Origin of the sequence: Bradyrhizobium sp. SZCCHNRI1029, assembly GCF_032487555.1 — a bacterium.
Classification (GTDB): Bacteria; Pseudomonadota; Alphaproteobacteria; order Rhizobiales; family Xanthobacteraceae; genus Bradyrhizobium.
The window spans coordinates 291,954-317,665 of record NZ_JAUEUK010000008.1 but is presented as its reverse complement, the minus strand read 5'-3'; the positions used below and the strand labels follow the sequence as shown (position 1 = coordinate 317,665).

Annotated in this window: 20 protein-coding genes; 8 read left to right on the top strand and 12 right to left on the bottom strand. The window is 67.2% G+C overall.

All coding sequences use genetic code 11. The features are described 5' to 3' along the window. Positions 1–224 precede the first annotated feature (224 nt). The 4 genes from QW861_RS23590 to QW861_RS23575 all read right to left on the bottom strand — a co-directional run bounded on the left by QW861_RS23590 (position 225) and on the right by QW861_RS23575 (position 5,528). Positions 225–1,253, bottom strand: coding sequence for a linear amide C-N hydrolase (locus QW861_RS23590; protein ID WP_315752641.1), 1,029 nt, complete (start codon positions 1,251–1,253; stop codon positions 225–227). 419 nt (positions 1,254–1,672) lie between these two features. Then, on the bottom strand, positions 1,673–4,012 hold the full coding sequence (locus QW861_RS23585) for a xanthine dehydrogenase family protein molybdopterin-binding subunit (protein WP_315752640.1): 2,340 nt from the start codon (positions 4,010–4,012) through the stop codon (positions 1,673–1,675). A gap of 278 nt (positions 4,013–4,290) precedes the next feature. Further along, positions 4,291–5,166 carry a dihydrodipicolinate synthase family protein gene (locus QW861_RS23580; RefSeq protein WP_316193536.1) on the bottom strand — a complete coding sequence of 292 codons (876 nt, stop codon included), beginning with the start codon at positions 5,164–5,166 and terminating at the stop codon, positions 4,291–4,293. 194 nt (positions 5,167–5,360) lie between these two features. Then, the gene (locus QW861_RS23575; protein ID WP_315713955.1) at positions 5,361–5,528 is read right to left on the bottom strand and encodes a hypothetical protein; all 168 of its coding nucleotides are present in this window, start codon (positions 5,526–5,528) and stop codon (positions 5,361–5,363) included. Between the two features lie 129 nt (positions 5,529–5,657). Here QW861_RS23575 and QW861_RS23570 point away from each other — a divergent pair, with 129 nt between their 5' ends. Beyond that, positions 5,658–6,725, top strand: a complete 1,068-nt coding sequence (locus tag QW861_RS23570) for a J domain-containing protein (RefSeq protein WP_315752637.1) — start codon at positions 5,658–5,660, stop codon at positions 6,723–6,725. Positions 6,726–6,818: 93 nt separating this feature from the next. After that, entirely contained in the window at positions 6,819–7,955 is a 1,137-nt protein-coding gene (locus QW861_RS23565; protein WP_315713953.1) for a GGDEF domain-containing protein, read from the top strand. Positions 7,956–7,971: 16 nt separating this feature from the next. Here QW861_RS23565 and QW861_RS23560 read toward each other — a convergent pair whose 3' ends face one another. Beyond that, on the bottom strand, positions 7,972–8,901 hold the full coding sequence (locus QW861_RS23560) for a GTP-binding protein (protein WP_315752636.1): 930 nt from the start codon (positions 8,899–8,901) through the stop codon (positions 7,972–7,974). After that, a complete protein-coding gene (locus QW861_RS23555) occupies positions 8,898–10,391 on the bottom strand; it encodes an amidohydrolase family protein (RefSeq protein WP_315826045.1) in 1,494 nt (497 codons plus the stop codon). Before QW861_RS23555 ends, QW861_RS23560 begins: the two co-directional genes overlap by 4 nt. 216 nt (positions 10,392–10,607) lie before the next feature. Here QW861_RS23555 and ggt point away from each other — a divergent pair, with 216 nt between their 5' ends. Continuing rightward, positions 10,608–12,281: a gamma-glutamyltransferase gene (ggt, locus tag QW861_RS23550; protein WP_316169455.1), complete on the top strand. Its 1,674-nt coding sequence runs from the start codon at positions 10,608–10,610 to the stop codon at positions 12,279–12,281. A 3-nt stretch (positions 12,282–12,284) separates the two neighbouring features. On the opposite strand, the gene QW861_RS23545 is transcribed toward ggt, so the two are convergent. The 4 genes from QW861_RS23545 to QW861_RS23530 form a co-directional block, all read right to left on the bottom strand. Further along, positions 12,285–13,835, bottom strand: a complete 1,551-nt coding sequence (locus QW861_RS23545; RefSeq protein ID WP_315752633.1) for a GMC family oxidoreductase — start codon at positions 13,833–13,835, stop codon at positions 12,285–12,287. Positions 13,836–13,920: 85 nt separating this feature from the next. Further along, positions 13,921–15,255, bottom strand: coding sequence for an acyclic terpene utilization AtuA family protein (locus QW861_RS23540; RefSeq protein WP_315713948.1), 1,335 nt, complete (start codon positions 15,253–15,255; stop codon positions 13,921–13,923). 113 nt (positions 15,256–15,368) lie between these two features. Continuing rightward, positions 15,369–16,493, bottom strand: a complete 1,125-nt coding sequence (locus QW861_RS23535; RefSeq protein ID WP_315752632.1) for a GGDEF domain-containing protein — start codon at positions 16,491–16,493, stop codon at positions 15,369–15,371. Between the two features lie 186 nt (positions 16,494–16,679). Then, positions 16,680–17,513, bottom strand: a complete 834-nt coding sequence (locus tag QW861_RS23530; RefSeq protein WP_315713946.1) for a glucose 1-dehydrogenase — start codon at positions 17,511–17,513, stop codon at positions 16,680–16,682. Between the two features lie 128 nt (positions 17,514–17,641). Between QW861_RS23530 and xylB the strand changes: the two genes are divergently transcribed. The 5 genes from xylB to QW861_RS23505 all read left to right on the top strand — a co-directional run bounded on the left by xylB (position 17,642) and on the right by QW861_RS23505 (position 23,614). Next, complete coding sequence (gene xylB / locus QW861_RS23525; protein ID WP_315752631.1) at positions 17,642–19,087, top strand: xylulokinase; 1,446 nt, start codon at positions 17,642–17,644, stop codon at positions 19,085–19,087. Positions 19,088–19,235: 148 nt separating this feature from the next. Continuing rightward, positions 19,236–20,759, top strand: a complete 1,524-nt coding sequence (locus QW861_RS23520) for a sugar ABC transporter ATP-binding protein (RefSeq protein WP_315713944.1) — start codon at positions 19,236–19,238, stop codon at positions 20,757–20,759. Then, a complete protein-coding gene (locus QW861_RS23515; protein ID WP_315713943.1) occupies positions 20,752–21,792 on the top strand; it encodes an ABC transporter permease subunit in 1,041 nt (346 codons plus the stop codon). The genes QW861_RS23520 and QW861_RS23515 overlap by 8 nt, the downstream gene beginning before the upstream one ends. A 100-nt stretch (positions 21,793–21,892) precedes the next feature. After that, positions 21,893–22,840 (top strand): ABC transporter substrate-binding protein, encoded by a 948-nt coding sequence (locus QW861_RS23510; protein WP_315713942.1) that lies wholly within the window; start codon positions 21,893–21,895, stop codon positions 22,838–22,840. A gap of 435 nt (positions 22,841–23,275) precedes the next feature. Beyond that, positions 23,276–23,614 (top strand): Rieske 2Fe-2S domain-containing protein, encoded by a 339-nt coding sequence (locus QW861_RS23505; RefSeq protein WP_315713941.1) that lies wholly within the window; start codon positions 23,276–23,278, stop codon positions 23,612–23,614. Between the two features lie 68 nt (positions 23,615–23,682). On the opposite strand, the gene QW861_RS23500 is transcribed toward QW861_RS23505, so the two are convergent. Continuing rightward, positions 23,683–24,993, bottom strand: coding sequence for a methyl-accepting chemotaxis protein (locus QW861_RS23500; RefSeq protein ID WP_315713940.1), 1,311 nt, complete (start codon positions 24,991–24,993; stop codon positions 23,683–23,685). Next, positions 24,971–25,492, bottom strand: coding sequence for a PAS domain-containing protein (locus QW861_RS23495; protein ID WP_315752630.1), 522 nt, complete (start codon positions 25,490–25,492; stop codon positions 24,971–24,973). Before QW861_RS23495 ends, QW861_RS23500 begins: the two co-directional genes overlap by 23 nt. Positions 25,493–25,712 lie beyond the last annotated feature (220 nt).

Sequence of the window (25,712 nt, the reverse complement as noted above, 5' to 3'; positions counted from 1 at the left end):
AGGTGCTGATGTGGCACGAATACTCTAGTGCGGTAGCATCGCCGGCGCATAGCCTCAGTGCAGCAATGCACCACAATCCGTCCTTAACAAACGGCGCGGCGCTTCCAGCCCAGTGCGGTGGCAGGGCTTCACGGCGAGCGCTCCGCAGTCATGTCGCGCGGCGTGCGAGCGCCACAACGCGGATATAAAGATGACGTTGTATCTGTCCGTAGGGCTCTGCCCTGTCAGGAGCCGCCTTTCTTGAATTCCAGCGGCGCGGCCGGCTTGAACTGGCTGCTCACCTCGCCGACCAGATCCCCGTCCGCCCCGGACAGGTCGAGCTTGCGGATCGGAGCGCCGACGGAAAGGTCCAACAGCGGCAAGTTGACCCAGACGATGTTCGGGCTGAGGGTCGATTCGAAGAAATAGAGCCGGTCGGTCGAGTCGGCGACGGCGCGCCAGATCGTATGCGACGCCTCCGGTCGCTTCGGTTCTGGCCGCACGAAAGGCTGCGCCACGTTGCGCATGACCGACAACATGCGGGCCACGGTCTGGCGGGTGTCCGACGGCTTGGTCTGGTTCTGGATGTAATAGGCGGCGCGGACGAAGCGGTCGGCCGCTTCGCTCGTCCCCGGCAGCGCTTCGGTGCCGCCAAAGACGTGGTATTTCTTCAGATTGGCGAGCTGCTCGGGGAAGGGCGGCGAGTTCGTCATGACCAGATAGCGGCGGTCGTGATGAACGCGCACCTTGCCGCCATCGACGATTTCGATGATCGCCGAATCGCCCGTCGCGTCCGAAAGCGACAAATGCACGGTCGCCGTCGCGTATCCGGGCATGCCGGCGGCGATGAGTTGATAGCGACCGGTTTCGATGTCGGCCACCGCCTCGGCAACGGTGGCAAAGTTGTCGAGGTTGTATTGCGCCCAGAGCGACAGCGCGAGGCCGGGGCGCTTGAGATCGCGCTTTCCGTAATCGCTCTCGGAGAGCCACAGCAGGTTGGCGACAAGACCTTTTTCATTCATGCCGTCGGCGATCGCCAGATTATAAACCGCCCCGCCGACGCTGCCGTATTTCGACGTCCAGCTCAGTTCGTTGTCGTCGCCGCTCTCGCCTTTGCGCGCAAGGCCGCGTGGGAAGGCCCAGAGATCGGTGCGCATGTCTTCGGGCCAATCCATGTTGCGCCCGGTGACAACGGCTTGACCATTATCGGCCCAGAGGACGCGCGAACACGCGTCCGCCAGAGATGATCCAAACACGACGATTGCCAGAGCCATCGCCCCGCTCATCACGTCCGCACACCGCCGCATGGTCGCGCCCCTCGTTGTGTTGGATACAATCTAGAGGCGAGTGCGCGTCGGCGACCTTGATCTGGGTCAATCATCGTCGGTCGCGGCGCCGCGACGATTCGCATGAGATCGTTGTCTTGCCGGGCGCGGCGGGGCGATCCGACGGCATCGTCCCCTCAGATGCACAATTGCACCGGAAATCTCGAGACTCCGGATTCAACCCTGACGGGCTGGCCCGGAATGGCGGACTATGACGCAGCGAGATCAGTCGCCGCTGCGCATGCAGGGGCGCGGCCAGATGCGGGCGTAACCCTCGCCGTCCTCGTCACCGAACAGCTCGGCGCAGATCGGCGCGTTGAGCGACGCAACAGGAGCATGTCCGGCGCGGGAGCGTCGCGCGCGCTCGATCAGGCCGGCGCTTTGACCTTTGCCGCCTTCGCCTCGGAGATCGCCGCCCACACCTTCTCCGGGGTCAGCGGCGTCTGCAGGTTGGTGATCCCGAGCTCGAACAGCGCGTCCATCACGCCGTTGGTGACGCAGGGCGGGCCGCCGATGGCGCCGGATTCGCCGCAGCCCTTGGCGCCCAGCGGGTTGGTCTTGCACGGCGCGGAATCGTCGAGCGTGACCACGATCGGCGGCACGTCGTCGGCGCGCGGGATGCAGTAGTCCTGATAGGTGGCGGTCAGGAGCTGGCCGTCGGCATCGTAGGCGACGTTCTCGTACAGCGCCTGGCCGATGCCCTGGGCGACGCCGCCATGGATCTGGCCGGCGACCAGCATCGGATTGACCGCGACGCCGACGTCGTCGACGGTGGTGTAGCGCACCACGCGGCTGATGCCGGTCTCCGGATCGATCTCGACCTCGCAGACATGCGTGCCGTTCGGCCAGCTCGGACCGTCGACCTCGCCCTCGCTGTCGACCGACAGCTTGGCGCCCTGCTCCTTCCCGGCGATGTCGAACAGGCTGATGCGGCGGTCGGTGCCGACGACGGTGAGGAAGCCGTCGCGATACTCGATGTCCTCGACCGCGGTCTCCAGCAGGTTCGACGCCTTTTCCCGCGCCTTCGCAATCAGGTCGTTCGACGACACCGCCACCGCCGTGCCGCCGACGAACAGCGAGCGCGAGCCGACGCTGCCGAAGCCGGTGGCGAGATCGGTGTCGCCCTGCACGACGTCGATCTTGTCCAGCGGAATGCCGAGCGTGTCGGAGATCATCTGCGTATAGGTGGTCTGCAGGCCCTGCCCCATCGCCATGGTGCCGGAATGCAGGATGACGCGGCCCTCGGAGGTCGCGTGCAGCGACACCTTCTCGGTGTGGGCGCGGCCGCCGGTCCATTCGATGTAGCTGGTCAGGCCGCGGCCGTAGAGCATGCCGCGCTTCTTCGCCTCGCGCTTGCGCGCGTTGAAGCCGTCCCAATCGGCAAGCTTGGACGCGCGCTCCAGCATGTGGGCGAAGGCGCCGGAATCATACACCTGGCCGACGGCGTTGGTGTAGGGGAGCTGCGCCGGCTTGATGTAGTTGGTCTTGCGGATGGCGCGCGGATCGATCCCGATCTGGCGCGCGGCCGCATCGAACAGCCGCTCGACGATGAACACCGCCTCGGGGCGTCCGGCACCGCGATAGGCGCCGACCGGCGCCGTATGCGTCATCACGGTCTTGACCTCGAAATGCACCAGCGGCAGATCATAGACGCCGGTCTGCACGAATGGCCCGAGCACCAGCGGGATGATGTTGGCCGCGCCCGACGAATAGGCGCCGGTGGCGCCGATCGAGCGCACGCGATAGGCCAGCACCCTGCCCTTGGCGTCCAAAGCGAACTCGGCGGTGGAGGTGAGGTCGCGGCCATGCGTGCCGCCGACGAACTCGTCGGTGCGCTCGGCGCGCCAGCGGATCTTCTTGTTAAGCTTGGTGGCGGCATAGGCGACGATGCCGTCCTCAGGATAGAGGTTGGTCTTCTGGCCGAAGCCGCCGCCGATGTCGCCCACCAGCACGCGCACGCTCTCCTTCGGGCGCTTCAGCACGGCTTCCGCCAGCACGTCGCGGGTCGAGGCCGGGGTCTGCGACTGCACGTGCAGCAGCAGCCGGCCGGTCTTCTTCTCGATCTCGGCGATGGTCGAGCGCGGCTCCATCGCCGAGGGCACCAGGCGCTGGCTGGTGATGTCGAGCGAGACCTTGTGCGCAGCGCCGGCGAACGCCGCCTCGACCTTGGCGGCATCGCCATAGCTCATCGCGGCGACGACGTTGTCGGGCGCCTCCGCCCAGACGACGGGCGCGCCGGGCTCGATCGCCTTCACCGGATCGGTCACCGCCGGCAGCACCTCGTAATCGACGACGATCGCTTCCGCGGCCTCCTGCGCGACCGTGCGCGAGGTCGCGACCACGGCGGCGACCGCCTCGCCGGTGAAGCGGACGATCTCATGGGCAAGCAGGCGGCGCGGCGGCACCGTCATCGGCTTGCCGTCAGGACGCTTGAAGATTGCCAGGGTCGGAATGGTGCCGACATCGTCAGCGACGAGGTCCGCGCCGGTGTAAATCGCCTGCACCCCCGCGATCTCGCGGGCGGCGGCGGTGTCGATCGACAGGATCCTGGCATGCGCATGCGGGGAGCGCAGCACGTAGAGCCACAGCGCGCCGTCCTCCGCCTTGTCGTCGATGAACTGCCCCTTCCCGGTCAGCAGCCGCTGATCCTCCAGGCGCCTGAGGGGCTGCCCCGCACCAAACCGCATATTGTTGGGAAGAATGTTCATTCGTCAGTCCTTGGTGAGTTCAATGAATTTGGCAGGGTCTTAGCGGATCGGCGTTGCGGTGGCCAACACGTGTTTAAGCTGGTGCGTCATGACGAACCGTCATTCCGGGGCGCGCGCAGCGCGAGCCCGGAATCCATAACCACGACCGGTAGTTTGGAGGCTCGATGTCTCCCGGTCTGCCCACCCGAGAGGTCGCGGAGTATGGATTCCGGGCTCAGCCCTTTGGGCTGCCCCGGAATGACGATGAGGAGAGAGCGGGGGCCAAAGCCGGGGCTAGCTCACCCCAGGCTGCGCAGCACCTCTTCGACGACCTTGCGCTGCTCGGGCGAGAGCGGGGCCTGCGGCGGCACGGGATCGCCGACGTCGTAGCCCTGGATCGACAGGCCGGCCTTGATGCAGGCCGCGAGGTTGAAGCGGGCGAAGGCCTCGTTGACGCGCCACAGCTTCTTCTGCAGCAGCATCGCATCGTCCCAGCACGACGCCTTGCAGAGATTGTAGAGCTCGACGCTCTGGCGCGGGATGATGCAGGCCGGCCCGGCCATCCAGCCCTTGCCGCCGATCAGCATCACCGCGGCCGGAATGTGTGAGGACGCCGCGAACACCTTGATGGCGTCGCCGCAGCGATTGATGATCGACAACAGCCGGCCGGTGTTGGTCGAAGCGTCCTTGATGTAGTTGATGCGCGGATGCTCGGCGAGATCAGCGATGACGTCGAGCGACAGGTCGGAACGCTGGAACTGGGGATTGGTGTAGATGACGACGGGAACGTCGACGGCATCGGCAATCGCCCGGAAATATGCCTCGATGCCGGCGTCGTTGACCGGGAAGTAGGCTTCGAGCACCGCCAGGATGCCGGTTGCGCCGCGCTTCTGGTAAGCCTTGGCCTGCGCCACCGCGTCAGCGATCGCAGTCGAGGCCACGCCTGCGATCACGGGAACGCGGCCCTGGGCGGCATCGATGGTTGTCTCCACGACGGTCATGCGCTGGGCACGATCGAGATAGGCGAACTCGCCGGTGGAGCCGAGCGGCGTCAGGCCGTGCACACCGGCAAGGATCAGATCGTCGCAAAGACGCCCCAGCACCTCCGTACGGATCGTTCCATCCGCGCCGATCGGCGAGGCCAGGTAGGGAAAGACACCATGAAATTCAGTCATGCGGCCGGTATAGCGGCCGGGTCGCTGGTTCCGCAAGGCGGCCGCCGAAGCGAGAGGCGCCCTTCTCAGGCCCGGCCTGTTGCCCGCAGCGACATCTGCCTCAGGGACCTGACACCAGCGGACAAGAGCCGGTGTGTAGCAGCGCCACACTGCCGCGATGGAATGCGGGGTGTTGCCGCAAACCGAGCTGCCAATCAGCTCACGTTAAATCCGGCTTCAAACTTTCTCTCCACCATAGGTGCATGTCCCGCGGCGGAGGCGGTCAGAGGGCAGCGATTCAATCTGGGATTGCGCGCACCGTGGCGAAGAAGGACGAGCGCGATGACCTCAAACACGGCAAAAATGGCTACGAACTTCGCCATTTTCAGTCATTTTTCCGCCGGATTGACCAACCATCATGCGAAGCGGAAAGAGTTAGTACGAGTGCTCCAGCGTAAATTCGCCGTAGGAATTTCGATCGGAGACGAGGGAAGCCTGCAGCGAGAACGACGATGAAGACGCTTTACGATTTACTCGGAGCTCTTCCGGACGATGACGCTGACGATATCCGGGCGGCCTTCCGCAAAGCGGTCAAAGAGAGCCACCCCGACGTCAATCCCGGCGATCCGGATGCCGCGCTGCGGTTTCGACAGATCATCCGCGCCAACGACATTCTCGGCGACAAGGAGCAGCGCACGGCCTATGACCGGCTGCTCGGCGCCGCGCAGGACGAGCATCAGCAGGATTCCAAGCTGGCCGTCGTCGCCAAGGTCCACAAGGTCGCGTCCGGCGTAATGGCGCTGGCCGGTGCGTCCGCCGTGGCGCTAACCGGCTACCTGCTGTTCACCCACATGTCGTCGGCTTCCGTCGCGCCGCTCAAGCCGATCGTGGTTGCGACCAACAAGGTCAAGCCGAACGAGGTTCCCGCCAAACCGATCGATAGCGCCACCGACGCGGCGACGACCGGCGATGCGGCCGCGAATTCCGGCGGCGAGACGGCTGCCAGCGCAACGGTCGGCAGCGCATCGGGCAGCAATGCCTCGGTATCCGATCCGCTTCCGCTACGCGTCAGCAAGATCGACACGGTCTATTCTGCCGAGCAGGAGCGTGCGCCCTGCGCGGCAGGCGCGACCGCGCCATGCACGGCGGATACAATGCTCGCCGGGGGTACGGCTTCGAACGAGGCCCAGGCCCATCACGATCGCGGCATGGCCGCGTTCCAGAAGGGCGACTTCGCGGCGGCGCTGGCCGATCTCGACGCGGCGATCCAGCTCGATCCCCGCTACCATGAGGCCTATATCGACCGCGGCATCGTGTTCTATCGCATGCGCAAGTTCGACCGCGCCTTTGCCGACGTCGCGGCCGCAAAGCGCATCGAGAAGACGAACCGCGCCGTACTCGACGCGATGGCGAAGCGTCAGCCGCTGCGGCCGCTGAAGCTCGAGCCGCCAAAGTCCGACATCAAGGCGGAGACGCCGAAGGCAGAGGCACCGAAAGTGGCGGCGGCGGCGCCGATGCCCTCGCGGATGTCGACGGCGACGCCGGTCTATCCAACCACCGACCCCAGCCGCGCCCCCTGAGCGATTGACGAAGATTTAAGGTAACTCCGAACCTTCGTCGCGCGAATCGTTCGCGCCCATCAACTGTTAGGAAAGGTGTCCCATGGTGTTCCCATGGGACATGGGCTGCTTTCCAGATTCATCCATCCGAACCCGGCGATCCGGCGCGAGCTCGTCGATCTGCTGTACACGTCTCTGCCGCAGGTCATGTCGATCAACGCGGCCGCCATCACCGGCTCGGTCACGCTTGCGGTCCTGCACGGCGATCCCGGCTACATCGCGATCACGTTCGCGATCATCGTCAACGCCATCGGTCGCGTGGTCAGCCTGCTGCGCTACAAACAATATGCGGGACGCCTGTCCGATCGCGACGTGATCCTCTGGGAGAAAGTCTACGCCGCGGGCGCCGCCGCCTTCGGCCTTGCGCTTGGCGCTCTCACCTTCCGCGCGTTCCAGCTCAACGATGCTCCGGGCGCATGGATCGCCTTCGGCCTGTCGATGTCCTATTGCGTCGGCATGGTGTCGCGCGCGGCGATCCGCCCGTGGGTCGTGCTGACGACAACCGCCGTGCTGCTCGCCCCGACGCTCATCGCCGGGTTGATGCGCCCGGAGCTGCCCTATCAGCTCGGGGCCGTCCTGCTGGTGCTGTTCTGGTTCTCGATCCGCGAAGCCTCGCGCCATCTCAGCACCGCGTTCATCGAGCGGCTCGAGGCCAAGCACGCGCTGGCCCGCCAGGCCAACCATGATTTCCTGACCGACCTGCCCAACCGGGCGGCCTTCCTGGCTGCGCTCGAACGCACGACCCGGACTGTCGCGATCATTGCCATCGATCTCGACGGCTTCAAGCCCGTCAACGACCGCCATGGCCACCACGCCGGCGACGACCTGCTGCGTCAGGTCGCAGCCCGGCTATCGAGCTGTGTCGGCCAGGGCGGTCTCGCCGCGCGCTTCGGCGGCGATGAGTTCATGCTGCTGAAGCCGGTGACGGGCGGCGCGGACGGACGCGACGAGGCGCTGGCGCTGGCGCGCGAAGCAATCCGCTCGCTGTCGATGCCATTCCTGCTGTCCGACATCCCCGTGGTGATCGGCGCCAGCGCCGGCCTGCTGGTGAACGACCGGCCGCTCACGGACGAGTCCATGGACGAGGTGCTGCGCCAGGTCGACAGCGCGCTCTATGCCGCCAAGCGCGCCGGGGGCGGCTGCTGCACCTGGGCCGAGGCCGCGGACGGCGCATTGCGGCAGGCGGGCTGACGCGCGGCCTTCGATCTCAGGCGACGATCACCTCGTGCAGCAGCGCGTCGATCTCGCCGGCGTCGAGCTCACCTTCGCGTCCGATCAGCACGAGCTGGGCCGTGAGGCCATCGGCGGGCGACACCGGCGACGGCGCCAAGGTGCCGCGCGTCGCCACCGACTGAAACAGGATCGGCTGTCCCGGATGGTCGGTGAACAGCAGGATGCCCTTGATGCGCAGGGTGCGCGGCGCGAGCTTTCCGATCACCTGCTGGAAGCGGGCCAGCGACAGCTGAGCACGGGAGGTCCAGGTGAGGGTTGCGAAAGGTTGCGACATCGTCGGCACCTGCTTGGGCAGCTCTCGCGGCGCGCGAATGTCGCGGCTGAACAGCAGGTCCGGCGCGACGACGCCATGCGCGATCTCGAAGATCGCCGATTGCGGCTTGGTGCCGCCGACGACGGCGCGGGCCGCATCGAGCGCGGCGCGGTCGAGCAGATCGGCCTTGGTCAGCAGCACGAAATCCGCGGCCCGCAACTGCGAGCGCCACAGCACATCCTGTTCGATCTCGGGGTCATCGCGCAGCCGCTGCGGGTCGACCAAGGTGACGACCGTCTCGAGCGGCGCCACCTTGAAGATCACGGGATCCATCAGGCTGCGAATGATTTCGGCGGGATCGGAAATGCCCGATGTCTCGATCGCAATCGCGTCGGGTGCCGGATCGCGCTTGATGACGGAGGACAGCGTGCGCAGCAGGTCGCCCTGCAGCGAGCAGCAAATGCAGCCGTTCTTGAGGCTGATCACCTCCTCGGTGACGGTGCCGAGCAATTGCGCGTCGATATCGACCGCGCCGAAGTCGTTGACAACAGCGGCGATGCGCCGTCCGTCCGGATTGGCGAGCAGATGATTGAGCAGGGTCGTCTTGCCGGCACCGAGCGATCCGGCGACCAGCAGGACCGGGACGATCATGACAGGACCGGACGGCGTACCGCCTGCCCCGGCCGGACGTCGCGAACGAGCTCGCCATCGGTGATGACGGCGCGGCCATTGACGAGCAGATGCCGTACGCCCTCGGACGGCCGGTTCATGTTGAGGAAGTCGGCGCGGTCGCGCAGGCTGGCGAGATCGAGCACGGCGATGTCGGCGTCGCAGCCGGCCTGCAGCCGTCCCTTCTTGCGCATCGCGGGCGTCGACGGTTCCAGAATCCGGGCCGGGATCAGCGTGCACTTGGCGAGGCCCTCCATCAGCGGCACCGCCTTGCGGTCCAGCACCCATTCGCGCAGGAATTTCGTGAACGTCGCCGATGAGCGCGGATGCGACACCGCGTCATCCGGCAGCGGCCAGGCGTCGCCGGTGTAGTCCGTGCCGTTGGACAGGATCCACGGCATCGCATCGGAGGCGATGGCGCCGCCCGGAAACAGCACGGAGACGTCGAGCAGGTCGCGGTGGCGCTGGTTGACGGCGACATCGAGGAAATGGATCAGCACCAATGCGCCGGGATCGTCCTGCTGCCGCGCCAGCAATTCGTCACGGCTGCCGAGCCGATGGCGCTCGGCGACCATCTCGATTGCGTCATAGCCGGTGCCCATGCGCTGGCAGAACGCGGGATCGGCGAAGAAGCCGGCGCCGACCACGGTCGAGCCGGTGCCGTAGGGATAGGCTTCGGTCGTGACCTTCAGGCCTTGCTTCTGCGCGGTCTGCACCAGCTCGGCGCAGCGCTCGACATCCTGCAGGCTGGTGCTGTTGAAATGGCAGATGTGCATGTGGGCGCCGGTCGAGCCGGCCAGCCCGATCAGCCGCGTGTAGGCATCGACTGAGCTGCGCGGATCGACGTTCGACATATAGGCGATGTGCGTGTAGGTCGGCACGTCGTGCTTGGCCGCCAGGCTGCACAGCTCCGACAGCTCCTTCATGCCGGTGCCGGGCGCGTAGGCGTTCGGGAAGGCAATGCCGAGACCGCCCTGCTCCAGACCCTGCCGCGTGCGCTCGACGATCTCGGCGGTCTCGGCAGCCGTGGCGACCTCCTCGACCCAACGCTTGTCGCGCATCGCCTCGCCCATGCCGGCGATGTTGGACGCGGTCTGCTGCGTCGTCATCGTCGCGATCCGCGCGAACACCCAGCCCGACGCTGCGCCGTAGTTCAGAAGGCGGCCGATCGCCGCCTGCTCGTCATACCAGCGCGCCACCGGCATCACGCCGATCTCGAGCTCGAGCGTGGTGGTGACGCCGTCGAAGGCCTGCATGCGGTCGGCCGGCAGCGACTGGCCATGCGCGTGCAGATCGATGAAGCCGGGCACGACGGCGAGGCCGGCCGCATCGACCACCTGATCGGCGGCCCCGCCGACATCGCCCACGGCAGCGATCGCGCCATCCTTGATGGCGACATCGGCCGTGGCGTCGAGCTTCGTTTCCGGGTCGAGCACGCGACCGCCGCGAATGATCAGATCGTAGTGAGGCATGAAATCAGCTGGGCTCGCGAGGTGGAACTGCGCCCAGGCCTAACACAGATGCGCGGCGATGAGAACGCGGCGGGAGAGATCGATGCTCTCCGAGCCATGCGTGGCGCACTTATCAGTTCGTCGAGCTGGGGCGCCGCTCTTCCCCTTGCGCAAGGGATCGGGCAGGATTGCGAAAGACGACCTCTCGGCATCCGCCGTTCGACAGAGGAGACCCGAATGGCTTCGCACATACGGCGCATCGCCGACTTCACCTGCGAGAAGCAGCCGGCGACGGGCTCGCGCGGCATGGTGGTGACCAATCATCCGCTCGCCTCCAGCGCCGGTGCCGAGATGCTGATGCGTGACGGCAACGCGATCGATGCCGCGGTCGCCGCGCTGTTCGCGCTGACGGTGGTCGAGCCGATGATGGTCGGCATTCTCGGCGGCGGGCTGTCGCACATCCGCCTTGCGGATGGACGGCACATCGTGCTCGACGGATTGAGCACCGCGCCGCGGCGCGCCACGCCAGGAATGTATGATCCGGTCTCCGACGAGATCACGCTGGCGCGCGAGACCCGCGGCCGCCGCAACGTCGCAGGCGCGCTCGCGGTCGCCGTGCCCGGCGCGCTGAAGGGATGGTGCGAGGCCCTGTCGCGCTTCGGCCGGCTGCCGCTGGCCGAAGTGATGGCGCCGGCGATCCGGCTCGCTGAGCACGGCTTCATCGCCAGTCCCTATCTCAACGATTGCGTGCGGCTGGTCGCGGACGACCTCGCGCGTGACCCGCATCTGTCGACGCTGTTCCTGCCGGGCGGCGAGCCCGTCAGGCCAGGCACGCGCGTGATCCAGACCGACTATGCGGCATCGCTGCGGCTGATCGCGGAGCAAGGACCGGACGCTCTCTATGGCGGGCCGCTCGGGATCGCGCTGGCCGACTACACGGCCGACAATGGCGGGCTGATCGATGCGAGCGACCTCGCCGCCTACAAGGTGATCGAACGCGCGCCGATCCGCGGCCACTATCGCGGCCATGAGATCATCGGCCCGCCGCCGCCCTCCTCCAGCGGCGTGCACATCGTGCAGATGCTGAACATCCTCGAGGGTTTCGACGTCGGCGGGCTCGGCTTCGGTTCGGCCGATGGCGTGCACGTGCTTGCCGAAGCCTTGAAGATCGCCTTTGCCGACCGGGCGGTCGCCACCGCCGATCCCGCTTTCGTCGACGTGCCGGTCGAGCGGCTGACGTCGAAGGCCTATGCCGCGCAGCGGCGGGCGCAGATCGACATGAGCCGGGCCCGGAGCTTCGGCCCGGGCCTTGCGCCGACGGAGTCCGCCAACACCACCCATGTCACGGTCGCCGATGCCGAGGGCAACGTCGTCGCGGCGACCCAGACCATCAACGGCCTGTTCGGCGCCTGCGTACAGATCCCGGGCACCGGCATGACCGCCAACAACTACATGTACAATTTCGATCCGCATCCGGGCCGCGCGCTGTCGATCCAGCCGGGCAAGCGCGTCTTCACCTCGATGGCGCCGATGATGGCGCTGCGCGACGGCCGCTTGCGCTATGCGCTCGGCCTGCCCGGCGGCCTGCGCATCTTTCCCTCGGCCTTCCAGGCGCTGGTCAACCTGATCGACCACGGCATGTCGCTGCAGGAGGCGGTCGAGGCGCCGCGGCTCTGGACGCAGGGCGGCGTGCTCGAGCTCGAGCCGGCGTTTCCCGACCATGTGGCGCGGGAGCTCGCCGCACGCGGGCACGAGATCAAACGCGAGCCGGTCGTGGCCGGCGGCATGAACGCGATCGCGTTCGGCGACGACGGCACGCTGACGGGAGCCGCGTGCTGGCGCGCCGACGGCACCCCGATCGCGATCTCCGGCGGGCGCGCCCGCGCCGGGCTTCGCTTCGCCATCGCGTGAGCTCTACAGGCGCTCTCGCATCATCCGCGCGATCGCCTCGCCGATCACGACGGTGGTGAAATGCGTGTTGGCGCGGCAATCGGACGGCATGATCGAGGCATCGGCGACGCGCAGGCCGGCAATGCCCTTCACGCGGCCGTCCGGATCGACCACGCCGTCGCCATCGTCGAATCCGCTCATGCGGCAGCTCCCCGCCGCATGCTGGATGTCGCCGGTGACCTGCCGCAGCAGCGCATCGAGCTCGGCCTCGGGCAGCGCAGCCGCCTGCGGCAGCGTGAACTCCGTATCGCCGAGGCGAATCCAGTCGGCGATGTCGCGCAGCGCCGGCTGCACCGTGATCACGGCCAGCCGCTTCACCGCGTCCCGCATTCGCGCCACGTCGCGCGGATCGGCCAGCATGTTCTCCTCGACGATCGGATCCACGCTCGGATCGGTCGAGGCGAGCTTGAGCGTACCGCGCGAGAAGGCGTTGAACAGTCCGGCGCCGATCGCGCCGGGCACGCCGATGCCGCGATGGTTGAACGCGATCAGGATCATGTCGCGCTTGCCGCCGCCGGCGAGGCCCGACGAGTAGGTGACGCAGCAATTGGTATGGCGCGTGTCGCGGTCGGTCGGACGCAGCGCCTCGCGGAGCTGGATGGTGGTGCGGAACAGCGGATGATCGAAGAAGTGCCGGCCGACCGGAAGATCACGCACGACCGCAATTCCCATCGCCAGCAGATCGGTCGCAGGGCCGATACCCGAGCGCAGCAGGATCGCGGGGCTGTGGATCGCGCCGGCACACAGCACGACCTCGCGCGCCGCGACGTTTTTCACGCCTTCACCTTCGACGTGGACGCGCACGCCGGTCGCCCTGCCGTCGCTGATCAGCAGCCGATCGACCAGCGCCCGTCCGCGGATCTCGAGGTTCGGACGGCCGCGGGCCGGCTCGAGATAGCCCTCATTGGTGGAGATACGGCGGCCGTTGCGGCTGTTGATCGGATAGCAGGCGACGCCCTCGCCATCGGGCCCGTTGAGATCGTCGCACCAGCGATAGCCGCTCGCCAGCGCGGCTTCGCGCAAGCCACGATCGATCGGGCCCCATGTGTCAGGCGGTGCGCGAGTGACTGGAAGCGGGCCGCCGCGACCGTGCCCCTCGCGATCACCGAATGCGAGATCGTCCTCGATCACCGCGAACAGCGGCATGATGTCCTTGGCCGACCATCCCTTGCAACCATTGGCCGCCCATTCATCGAACGCATCGGCCACGCCGCGGATCGCGATCTGGCCGTTCATCATCGAGCTGCCGCCCAGCCCCTTTCCGCGCCAGTAGAAACGCATGTCCTGCCCGGCGACGCGGCGGGACATCAACTCCGGCCACTGCCATTTCTCCTGGAAGGCGCGATCATGGATGATCGGAATCGGGTTGGGCGTCACGATCTCCCACGGCGCGTCGTCCGCGCGCCAGTCCGCGCCGGCTTCGAGCAGCAGGACCCGCGTCCGGGGGTCTTCGGACAGGCGCGCAGCGACGACCGCTCCCGCGGAGCCGCCGCCGACCACAATGACGTCATACATGGACTGAATTCTCGCTGTTCTCAGGCACCGCAACCATGACGGCCAGCTTGCGCTGCCGAGAGCGATCCGTGAAGCCCTTGAAAACTCAGGCCGTCAGCATGCCGACGCAGAGCTGCGGCGCATCCTCGGCAACGAGACAGGAGGCGACGGCGATCACCTCGCGCGCCGATTTCCAGGCGCCGCCGCCACCTGCCGGGCCATTGGTGTAGAGCGTCTCGACCTCGTTGCCGATGCGGATCGCCTCCGCCATCGTCTCGGTCCGCCCGGCGACACGAACGCGCACCTCGTAGGGCTCGGCGCCCTGTGCGCGATCGTCGCCATGCAGCGCATTCAACCCGATCAGGTCGCAGCGCAGCTCGTTCACCGCCACGCCGGTGAGCGCGAGGCGCTCCCTGACGACATCGAGCGCAAGGCGGCCGCGCGTGACCGCGCCAGGGCCGGCATAGGAGATCTGACCCTCGCCGACATAGGAATCGAGATAGCCGACCGAGGTCTTCAGCAGTCCCGTCTTCGGCCGGCCGCGACCGCCGACCACCCTGACCCGGTCCGGACCAAGCTCCTCGACGGTCACCTGCGAGAAATCCGCCACGACGTCGGGTTGGAAATATTGCACGGGATCGTGGATCTCATAGAGCAGTTGCTCCTTCACGGTCGCCGGCGTGACGCAGCCGCCGGAGCCCGCGACCTTGGTCACGATCAGTTCGCCATCCTCGCGCACCTCGCCGATCGGAAAGCCGAGCCGGGCGAGATCGGGAACATCCTTCGCTCCGGGATCGGCGAAATAGCCGCCGGTGATCTGTCCAGCGCATTCGAGCAGATGACCGACGACGGTGCCCTGCCCGAGCCGGTCCCAATCATCCAGGGCCCAGCCGAACTCGTGGATCAAAGGTCCGAGAAACAGCGCCGGGTCGGCGGCGCGCCCGGTGATCACGACATCCGCGCCGGCCGCGAGCGCCTCCGCGATCGCGCCCGCCCCGACATAGGCGTTGGCCGAGACGACCCGATTGCCGAGGGCCCGGATCGTGTCGCCGGTGTCGAGCACGACATCCGCTGTCTTCAACGGCTCCAGAACATCGTCGCCGGTCACGGCCGCGATCTTCAGCCCCGTCAGTCCAAGCCGGCGCGCGATGGTGCGGGTGGCTTCGGCCGCGGCGACCGGATTGGCCGCCCCCATGTTGGTGATGATACGGACCTTGTTGGCGCGGCAGATCGGCAGCACGGCCTGCATGCGCGCCGCCAGCAGCGGATCATAGCCGGCGGCCGGATCCTTCATGCGCGCCTGCTGCGCCAGCGCGATCGTGCGCTCCGCCAGGCACTCGAACACGAGATAGTCCAGGCCGCCCTTCGCCGCGAGCTCCACCGCAGGCTCGATCCGGTCACCGGAATAGCCCGCTCCGGCGCCGATCCTGATGCTCCGCATCGGCCGCTCCTCCTGACATCGTGCGCCGTTCGTCGGCTTCTGCCGGCCACATTAGCGGCCGCGGTCCGAGCTTGCCAGCGTCCGCGTGGAACGGTCAGGCTGCGATCGTGCTGCTAGTCCGCGAGCGCCAGCGTCGGCGCCTCGCTGCTCGCCGTGCATGCGACGGCAACGGCCATGTGCTCGTCGGCCCAGCACCAACGCTGGCCGCCGGCACGCTTGGCCGCATAGAGCGCGCGATCGGCCTGGTCGAGCAGCGCCTCGGTGTCCGCCTGCCGATCCTCGGTGACCAGGATGCCGGCGCTGGCGCCGATCTGAACGCGGGTTCCAGCCAGCGTGAAGGGTTGCGACAGCGCCGTCACCGCCGCTTGCGCGAACGCGAGAGCGGCGTCACGTCCCACTGCGGGCAGCAGCAGCATGAATTCGTCGCCGCCGAACCGCGCCGCCAGGCCCGTTTCGCCGAGGCAATCCTGCAGACGTGCGCCGACCTGGCACAGCAGCTCGTCACCGGCCTGATGGCCGAACCGGTCGTTGACGAGCTTGAAGCCATCGAGATCGACCGCGATGATGGCGACGGGGCGATCGCACCGGCCGAGCGCGGCGATGAACGCGGCGCGGTTCGGCAGGCCGGTGAGGAAATCGCGCAGCGCCTGCCGCGCCAAGGCCTGCTGCGCCGTGATCCGCTCGGTGAAGGCGGACGTGAGTCGATACGACGTGCCGCGCAGCGTGATCCAGAACAGCACCACCATGCCGGCGCCCATCCGGTACACCGGCTCGGGCTGCATCAGGCAGGCCACCACGGTCGGAATCAGCAGCACCGCCGAGGAGGTCATGACGATCCATGGGCTGACACGCGACACGATGCCGACGCAGAAGGCCATCGACAGGCCGAAGCACATCCAGATGCCGGGCCCGTCGCCGATCTGAAACGCGCGTGACGACAACGCACCGACGGCCAGACCGAAGGCGGCAGCGCCGAGGCCGTAGAGGCGTTCCCAGCGAATGATCGCATCGTGATCGAGCCGATCGAAGCGCGCCGCGAACATCCGCAGCTTGATCACACGAAGGGCACCGATCACCAGCAGCACCACCGTGATCGCGGCGTAGCCCGGATCGCGCGCAACCCAGGCCATCACGCTGCCGATCACGACGGCGGCGGCCGAGATCGTCCCGACCAGCGGCATCGAGCTGTACAGCAGATGCGCGAGATCGCGACGAATGTCCGGGTCCAATCGATGCATCGCAATTCCAGTTCGCCAAGCGCGCGCACTCTCGTACCCACGCCTTAACGAAATCTCGCTGCACCCGCGAAGGGCTGCCATGCGCCGCGGATGCTTAAGAGATCCTCACTGCGACGATGACAATGCAAGTGGATAGAATGCGAATGATGGTACGCGCACGCGCGCATGAGCGATGCAGGGCCGGGATCAGCTCGCCCAATTGTCTCGGAATTCGCCGAACAGCGTGATGCCGCCGCATGCATAGATCGTCTGTCCGGTGATGTAGCTCGCTTCGGACGAGGCGAGAAAGGCGAACACGCCGGCGATCTCTTCCGGGCTCGCCACCCGCCCCATCGGAATGTGGGACTCGACCGCCGCGCGCTTGGCCGGGTCCCCGGTCCAGGCCGCGTTGATCGGCGTGTCGACGGCGCCCGGCCCGACCGAATTGACGCGGATGCCGCGCCCGGCGAATTCGAGCGCCAGGGTCCGCGTGAGGCCCGCCATCGCGCTCTTACTGATCGAATAAGCGAGATAGCCGGGCTTCGGAATGATCTGGTGCACGCTTGAGGTGTTGATGATGTTGCCGCCGCCGCGCGTGACGAAATGCGCCAGCGCGTGACGCGCGCAGAGCACGGCACCGTTGAGGTTGACCTCGAGGATCTTGCGATACGTGTCGACGTCGAGCGCCTCGCTGGGCGATTCCCGCTGAAAGCCGGCATTGTTGACCAGGCAGTCGAGCCGGGGCCAGCGCTTCAGCACCGTCTCGAACATCTCGGCGATCTCGGCCTCGACGCCGATGTCGGCCTTCACGGCAACGTGATCACGCGAGCCGTGACCATGCGCGGCAGAGGCGGCCTGCACCAGCGCCAGGGTTTCGTCGCCGGACGGCGACGGGCCGCCGAAATTGATCGCGACATGCGCACCCTCCTCGGCAAACCGCACCGCGATCGCGCGGCCGATGCCTTGCGTTGCGCCCGTCACCAGCGCGTAGTGTCCGACGAGACGCGACGCCCGTTCGGCTGGTTGGTCAGATGGCTCCATGTCTCGACTCCGTGAAAATGATCTCGCCTCAGCACGCTGCGATGACTCGCGTTCGGATGACAAGGCTATCAGGAGTCTGGTATCGCTCCACTCCGTATCCGTCGTTGCGCACGCAGGCGTGAGACGTCATGTATCTCGGCATCGATCTTGGAACATCCGCGGTCAAGACGATCATCGTCGATGACACGCAGCGCGTCGTTGCGAGCCGCAGCCACGCCTTGACGATGGACGTGCCGCGACCGGGCCGGGCCGAGCAGGACCCCGCCGCATGGATCGGCGCGGTATTCGCCACGCTCGATGCGCTGAAGGCGGATCATCCCGGCGCGTTGGCGGCGGTGGACGCCATCGGCCTGTCGGGCCAGATGCATGGCCCGGTGCTGCTCGATGCCGCGATGAATCCGTTGCGGCCCTGCATTCTCTGGAACGACGGCCGGTCGGAGCGCGAATGCGCTGCGCTGGAGCAGCGCTGGTCCGCCTTGCGCACGATCACCGGCAACAAGGCGATGCCCGGCTTCGCCGCGCCGAAGCTGATGTGGATCGCGGCGCACGAGCCCGAGATCTTCGCGGCCACGCGGCTGGTTCTGCTGCCGAAGGCCTATGTCCGGCTGGTGCTGACGGGCGATGCGATCGAGGACATGTCCGATGCGTCCGGCTCGCTCTGGCTCGATGTCACCAGGCGCGACTGGTGCGACGAGGGCCTCGCCGCCACCGGCCTCACCCGTGCGCAGATGCCGCGCCTCGTCGAAGGCTGCGCGCCGGCAGGCCGGCTGCGCAGTAACCTCGCGGAACGCTGGGGCATGACGAAGCGCCCAACCATCGCGGGAGGCGCCGGCGACAACCCGGCCGGCGCCATCGGCATCGGCGCGATCCGGCCGGGCGCCACGTTCATCACGCTCGGCACGTCCGGCGCCGTGATCTCGCCGGTCGACGCCGTCACGGCCAATCCCGAGCGCGTCGTTCACACCTTCTGTCATGCCATCCCGGCGATGTGGCTGCAGGCTGGCGCGATGCTGTCGGCGGCCTCATGCCTCGCCTGGGTCGCGCGGCTGCTCGGCGCGAGCGAGACCGAGCTGCTCGCCCCGCTGGGCGCGGGGCCCGCCGCGCCGTCGCCGGTCAGCTTCCTGCCCTATCTCGCGGGCGAGCGCACGCCGCATGACGATCCCCATGTCCGCGGCCTGCTCGACGGCCTGAGCCACGCCACCGACCGCAACGCCATCGTCCAGGCAGTGCTCGAGGGCGTTGCCTTCGCACTGGCCGACTGCCGCGACGCGCTGACGGAAACCGGGCTCGTCATTGCCGAAGCGGATGCGATCGGCGGCGGATCGCGCTCGGACCTTTGGCTGGCGATCCTGGCGAATGTGCTCGGCATTCCCGTTCATCGGCTGGCCGAGGGCGAGACCGGCGCCGCCTTCGGCGCGGCGCGGCTGGCACGTCTTGCCGTCACCGGTGAGGACATCGGCGCGGTCTGCACGCCGCCGGCGCGCGTGCGGACCTTCGCTCCGGACGTCGCGCTGTCGGCAGCCTATGCCGAGCGGCGGCCGCGCTGGCGACAGCTCTATCGTCGGCCGAGCTAACCGGATCTCCGAAAGGCATTCGTCGCGGCGACGTGTTGCGGCGGCGTCTCTTTCATATTGTATTCGGCAACAGCCTCTAGTTTAATGGCTTCCCGCGCCAGCGATCAACGAGCCGCGGACGACGAGACGACGTGCATTGGGAGGCACGATGAGCGGTCCGATCCTCGAGATGCGCGGGGTGTCGAAGTCATTCTTCACCATCAAGGCCCTGCACAAGGTCGACCTCACCGTCTACGCCGGCGAAGTCCATGCGCTGATGGGCGAGAACGGTGCCGGCAAATCCACGCTGATGAAGATTCTCTCCGGCGCCTATCGCCCGGATCCCGGCGGTGAGATCCGCATCGAGGGCCGGCCGGTGCGCATCGAAGGGCCGATGGGCGGCCGCAACGCCGGCATTTCGATCATCTACCAAGAGTTGTCGCTGGCGCCGAACCTGACGGTCGCCGAAAACATCTATCTCGGCCGCGAGCTGTCGCAGAGCGGCCTGCTCGCGCGCAGCACGATGCGCGAGGGCGTCGGACCGATCCTGGACCGGCTCGGCGCCGATTTCACGGCCTCCACCTTGGTGGCCGAGTTGTCGATGGGCCAGCGCCAGCTGGTGGAGATTGCCCGCGCGCTGCATGCACGATCCAAGATCCTGATCATGGACGAGCCGACCACCTCGCTGTCGGCCGGCGAGAGCGAGAAGCTGTTCGCGCTGATCCGCCAGCTCCGCGCCGAAGGGCTCGCCATCATCTACATCTCGCATCGCATGGACGAGGTCTATGCGCTCGGCGACCGCGTCACCGTGCTGCGCGACGGCCGGCTGGTCGGCTCGCTCGACAAGCCGGAGATCCGCGCCGACAGCATCGTCCGCATGATGGTCGGTCGCGACGTGTCGTCGTTCTACAAGAAGGACCACGACCCGCACGCCAAGCGTGATCGCGCGGTGCTCAGCGCCGTCGACCTCGGCGACGGCCATCGCGTCAAGAATTGCTCGTTGACCGTTCATGCCGGCGAGGTGGTCGGCCTCGCCGGGCTGATCGGCGCCGGACGCACCGAGCTCGCGCATCTCATCATCGGAGCCGCGCCGAAGACGACCGGACACATCGAGCTCGACGGTGAGAAAGTCAGCATCGACACGCCGCGCGATGCGCTCGATGCCGGCATCGCCTATCTGACCGAGGACAGGAAGGCGCTCGGGCTGTTCCTCGACATGTCCTGCGCCGACAACATCAACCTCGCCGTGATCGGACGGGACGCGAAGCCCGGCGGCATTCTCGACCGCGACAAGGCGCGCGCACGCGCCGACGAGGCGTTCAGCGCGCTCGGCATCCGCGCTCCCAATCCTGGCGTCACCGTCGGCGGCCTGTCGGGCGGCAATCAGCAGAAGGTGCTGCTGTCCCGCCTGCTTGCGACCGCGCCGAAGGTCCTGATCCTGGACGAGCCGACCCGCGGCGTCGATGTCGGCGCCAAGTCCGAGATCTATTCGATCATCGACAATCTCGCCAAGTCCGGCACCGCGATCCTGGTGATCTCGTCCGATCTGCCGGAGATTCTCGGCATCTGCGACCGCGTGCTGGTGATGCGCGAAGGGCATCTGGCCGGCGAGTTGCAGCAGAGCGCGACATCCCCCATCACCCAGGAAGACATCATGGCGCTGGCCACCGGGACGGAGCACGTCGATGCCTGACAACAGTTCGTCGCAAGCCAAGACCGCGCCTTCATCCGGCCTGCCGTCCGCATCGGACAACAAGCAGCAGCGGCTACGGCTGATGATCCGCGCCGCCGGCATGCTGCCGGTGCTGCTGATCCTCTGCGTCGGCTTCCACATGCTGTCCGACGGACGCTTCTTCTCAGGACAGAATCTCGGCATCGTGCTGCAGCAGGCCGCCGTGAATACCGTGCTCGCCGCCGGCATGACCTTCGTCATCCTGACCGGCGGCATCGATTTGTCGGTCGGCTCGATCCTCGCCGCGGCTGCCATGGCCGGCCTGACACTGTCGAAGATGCCCGATCTCGGCGCACTGTGGCTGCCGGCCGCGGTGCTGACGGGCCTTGCCTTCGGCGTCGTCAATGGCGCGTTGATCGCGCTATTGCGGCTGCCGCCGTTCATCGTGACACTCGGGTCGCTCACGGCGGTGCGCGGTCTCGCCCGCCTGATGGGTGGCGACACCACCGTGTTCAACCCATCGATTCCCTACGCCTTCATCGGCAACGCCTCGCTGACGATCATTCCCGGCGTCGTCTCGATCCCCTGGCTGTCGGTGATCGCGCTGCTGGTGATCCTGGGCTCCTGGCTGATCCTGCGCCGGACCGTGCTCGGCGTGCACATCTATGCCGTCGGCGGCAATGAGAGCGCCGCGCGACTCGCCGGCATCAAGGTCTGGGCGGTGCTGATCTTCGTCTACGGCATGTCCGGCCTGCTCGCCGGCCTCGGCGGCGGCATGCAGGCGGCGCGGCTCTATGCGGCGAACGGTCTGCAGCTCGGCCAGTCCTACGAGCTCGACGCGATCACCGCCGTCATTCTCGGCGGCACGTCGTTCGTCGGCGGCATCGGCTCGATCTGGGGCACGCTGGTCGGCGCGCTCATCATCGCGGTGTTGTCGAACGGGCTCATCTTGGTCGGCGTGTCCGACATCTGGCAATACGTCATCAAGGGCCTCGTGATCATCGGCGCCGTCGCGCTCGACCGCTACCGGCTGCAGGGCTCGGCCCGCACCTGAGACAACATGGCGGGCGCCACCGGGGCCCGCCACAACGCATTCTTCCACGGCCACTGGTCCGCCGTGCGTAGACGAACAGGAAGGACCAGGGAGGAAACACATGGTCAAGTCGATGTTATCAGCCGGTGCCGCGCTGGCGCTCGTGATGAGCTCCGCGCCGTCATCGGCCAAGGAGCTGAAATCGATCGGCGTGTCGCTGGGCTCACTCGGCAACCCGTTCTTCGTCGCGTTGTCGAAGGGCGCCGAGTTCGAGGCCAAGAAGACCAATCCCAACGTCAAGATCACCGCGGTCGGCTTCGAATATGATCTCGGCAAGCAGGTCACCCAGATCGACAATTTCATCGCCGCCGGCGTCGACATGATCCTGCTCAACCCGGGAGATCCCAAGGCGATCGGCCCGGCGATCAAGAAGGCGCAGGCGGCCGGCATCCTCGTCGTTGCGGTCGACACCGCCGCCGAGGGCGCCGATGCCACCGTGACGACCAACAACGTGCAGGCCGGCGAGATCTCGTGCCAGTACATCGTCGACAAACTCGGCGGCAAGGGTGACGTGATCATCGAGAACGGGCCGCAGGTGTCGGCGGTGATCGACCGCGTCAACGGCTGCAAGAGCGTGTTCGCCAAGGCCCCCGGCATCAAGGTTCTCTCCAGCGACCAGGACGGCAAGGGCTCGCGAGAGGGCGGCCTCACGGTGACGCAGGGCTATCTCACCCGCTTCCCGAAGATCGACGCCATCTTTGCCATCAACGATCCGCAGGCGATCGGCACCGATCTCGCTGCGCGTCAGCAGCAGCGCACCGGCATCATCATCACCGCGGTCGACGGCGCCCCCGACATCGAGGCGGCGCTGAAGGATCCGGCCTCGCAGCAGATCCAAGCCTCGGCCTCGCAGGATCCGTTCTTCATGGCCCGCCGCGCCGTGCAGATCGGCGTCGGCCTGCTCAATGGCCAGAAGCCGGCCTCGACGGTCGAGCTGCTGCCCTCCAAGCTGATCACGCGCGACAATGTCGGCGAGTACAAGGGTTGGACCTCGGAGCGGAAGGAATAGAGTTCGATCGTCGACCCGCATCTGATTGAAAGCATCGAGAAGCGCCGCCCTCTCTGGGGCGGCGTTGTGCTTGGAACCACATTCTGTCTCGTCGGCGTGCCCTCAACGACCGATCGCCGCGGACTCGCGCGTCGATGGCAGATGTGGCAATCAACGTTCTCGACGGCGGAATTCAACCTGCGCTGGTGGCATTGGAGCTGGCGGTTCCTCCCGGGGATGGCTGCCAAGCTCGACGATCTCGGCCGCGGCCTGGTGCGGGCGCAGGGCCTGTTCCATTCCACAGCAGGAATTCCTCGCCGCGCTCGGCCGCGCATAGGACCGCGCTCAATCAGCGCCCTGTCGCGTTTGCGACAAGACTCCCCTGTTTGTCCCCGCTTTCCGCTGGTCCGGAACTTGCGTGGGCCTGCCTGACGGCATCAATCAGCAGGCGATCCGATGGCTTTCACCGCAGTCTGTCCGACAAGCGCCATGACCGAAGGCGGCATGGGCCTGTACCAGGTCGGCAAGAAGAGCGTGCTGCTGCTCTGGCCCCGTGGCGGCGAGCTGAAGGCCTATCGCGGCCGCTGCCCGCATGCCGACGTGCCGCTGGCGGAAGCGACCTTCGACGGCCGGACGATCACCTGCCCGCACCATCAATGGGGCTTCGACGCCACCCATGGCAAGTGCGTCACCCATCTCGTCCGCAATGCGCTGCACGCCTACCCGCTGCAGGTCGAGGGCGATGAGATCCAGGTGGATGTCGGGCCGGTGAAGCCGGCGCGCGCCGCGAGCTGATCGGGCCCAGGCCGGCCGCGGGGCGCTCGACGGTCGCGCGGCAGACACCTGCCCGCACGCCGCCGCAGCTATCCCGTTGCCATCAGCCGCTTCATGAACTGGTCGACCTCGCGACGCAGCGTCTCGACCTCACCATGGACCCGCTCGGAGGCATTGTTGACCCGCGCCGCGATCCGGCCGGTGTCGGCGGCAGCGCTGCTGATCGCGCCGACATTGGACGCGACCCGTGCCGTGCCGGACGAGGCTTCCTGAACGTTGTGCGCGATGTCTCGCGTCGCCGCCGCCTGCTGGTCGACCGCGGCCGAAATGGCGGAAGCGATCTCGTCGATCTCGGCGATCGTTCGCGCGATCGCCTCGACCGACGCGACCGACGTGGAGGTCGAGTGCTGCATCTCGTTGACCTTGGCGCTGATCTCTTCGGTCGCCTTGGCGGTCTGATCGGCAAGACTCTTGACCTCGGCCGCAACGACGGAAAAACCACGCCCGGCGTCGCCGGCCCGCGCCGCTTCGATCGACGCATTCAGCGCCAGGAGATTGGTCTGTTCAGCGATCTCGCTGATCAGCTTGACCACGTCGCCGATCCGGACCGCGGCATCGGCAAGTTCGCGGATCTCCCCGCCGGCACGATTGGCCTCGCTGACCGCACGCCCGGCACTTTCGGTGGAGCGTGAAACCTGCCGGCCAATTTCGGCGATCGAGGACGCGAGCTGATCGGCCGCGCCCGCCGCCGTCTGAACATTGGACGACGCGCGCCCCGAGGCGGCGATCACATCCTCGGTCTGGCGGCTGGTTTCCGTCGCGGCCGTCGCGACGTGGCCGGCATCGGACTCGAGATCCTCCGCCGCACCGACGAGGCTGACGACGATCTGATCGAGTTGGGTGCCGAACTGCCGGGCCAGACCCGCAATGTCGACCACCCGGCGGCCCAGGCTGTCGGTGCCCTGGTTGATGATCGCCGCGGACCGGCGGAATGCGCCAGGCAGGCCTCGCGCCATGATCTTGCGGAAATGCTTGCCGCGGCTGGCATAGTCCATCGAGGCCGACGCTTCGCGCACGAAGGCGTCGGTGATGTCGAGCATGTCGTTGATCGATTTCTGCAACAAACCGATGTCGCCGTGCTGGCGCCGGCTCAGCACCCGCGGCTCAAGGTTGCCTTTGGCCGCGCTGTGACACACCATGGCCGCCTCCGCGACCACGGCGGCCGCCAAGCGCAGCTGCCACAGGGCAAGGCCGAGCAGCAGCGCGACCGCGATGAGCAGCGCTCCGCCTGCCGCGGGCGGGGTCGCGCCGGCGACGACGAGCCAGGCCAGCGCGCCAAGCGCCAGCAGCGCAGCGGCCGCGATCGCGATCTGCGCCTTAGAGAGAGAGCACGAACTCATCATATTCAACGCCTTGTTGTTTGATCACCGCGACCATCATGTCAAAGCTTGCGCGCAGGCCGTCCTTGGCATTGGCGTGGCGCGCCTCTTCGTCGCACAGCGCCTTGTAGATGGACTTGAGCCGCTCGATCGGCGCACGCTCGGGTCTGCGGCGGTTGGAATGGTAGCCGATGATATTGCCCTGGTCGTCCAGCGTCGGCGTCACATGGGCGAGCACCCAATAATGGCTGCCGTCCTTGGCCAGGTTGACGACATAGGCGAAGATCTCGCGCTTGGCCTCCAGCGTGTCCCACAGCAGCTTGAAGACGCAGCGCGGCATCTCGGGATGGCGGATCAGGCTGTGAGGCGCTCCCAGGAGCTCGTCATAGCTATACCTGGCCATGCGAACGAAGACGTCGTTGGCGTAGGTGATGCGTCCCTTGCGGTCGGTCTTCGAGACGATCAGGTCTTCTTCGCCGAGCATGTGCTCGATTCCCGTCGGCTTCACAACGTGGGCCATGGCTGGTCCTCCTTGCGGTCATCACGATGCGGGGCGGACAGACGGGATGTCCCGGCCTTCACGGACGGTCCGGTCGACGCGCTGGCGGAACCGGCGTCGTCCGGCATGCGGCCGGGTGTCGCCGAGACCCCCATCGACCGGCTTTCGTCGGCTCAGGAAAAAGGCTGTCCGCCTCACCGGCCTCAATCTGACGTTAACTGTCAAACATCGCGTTAACCGG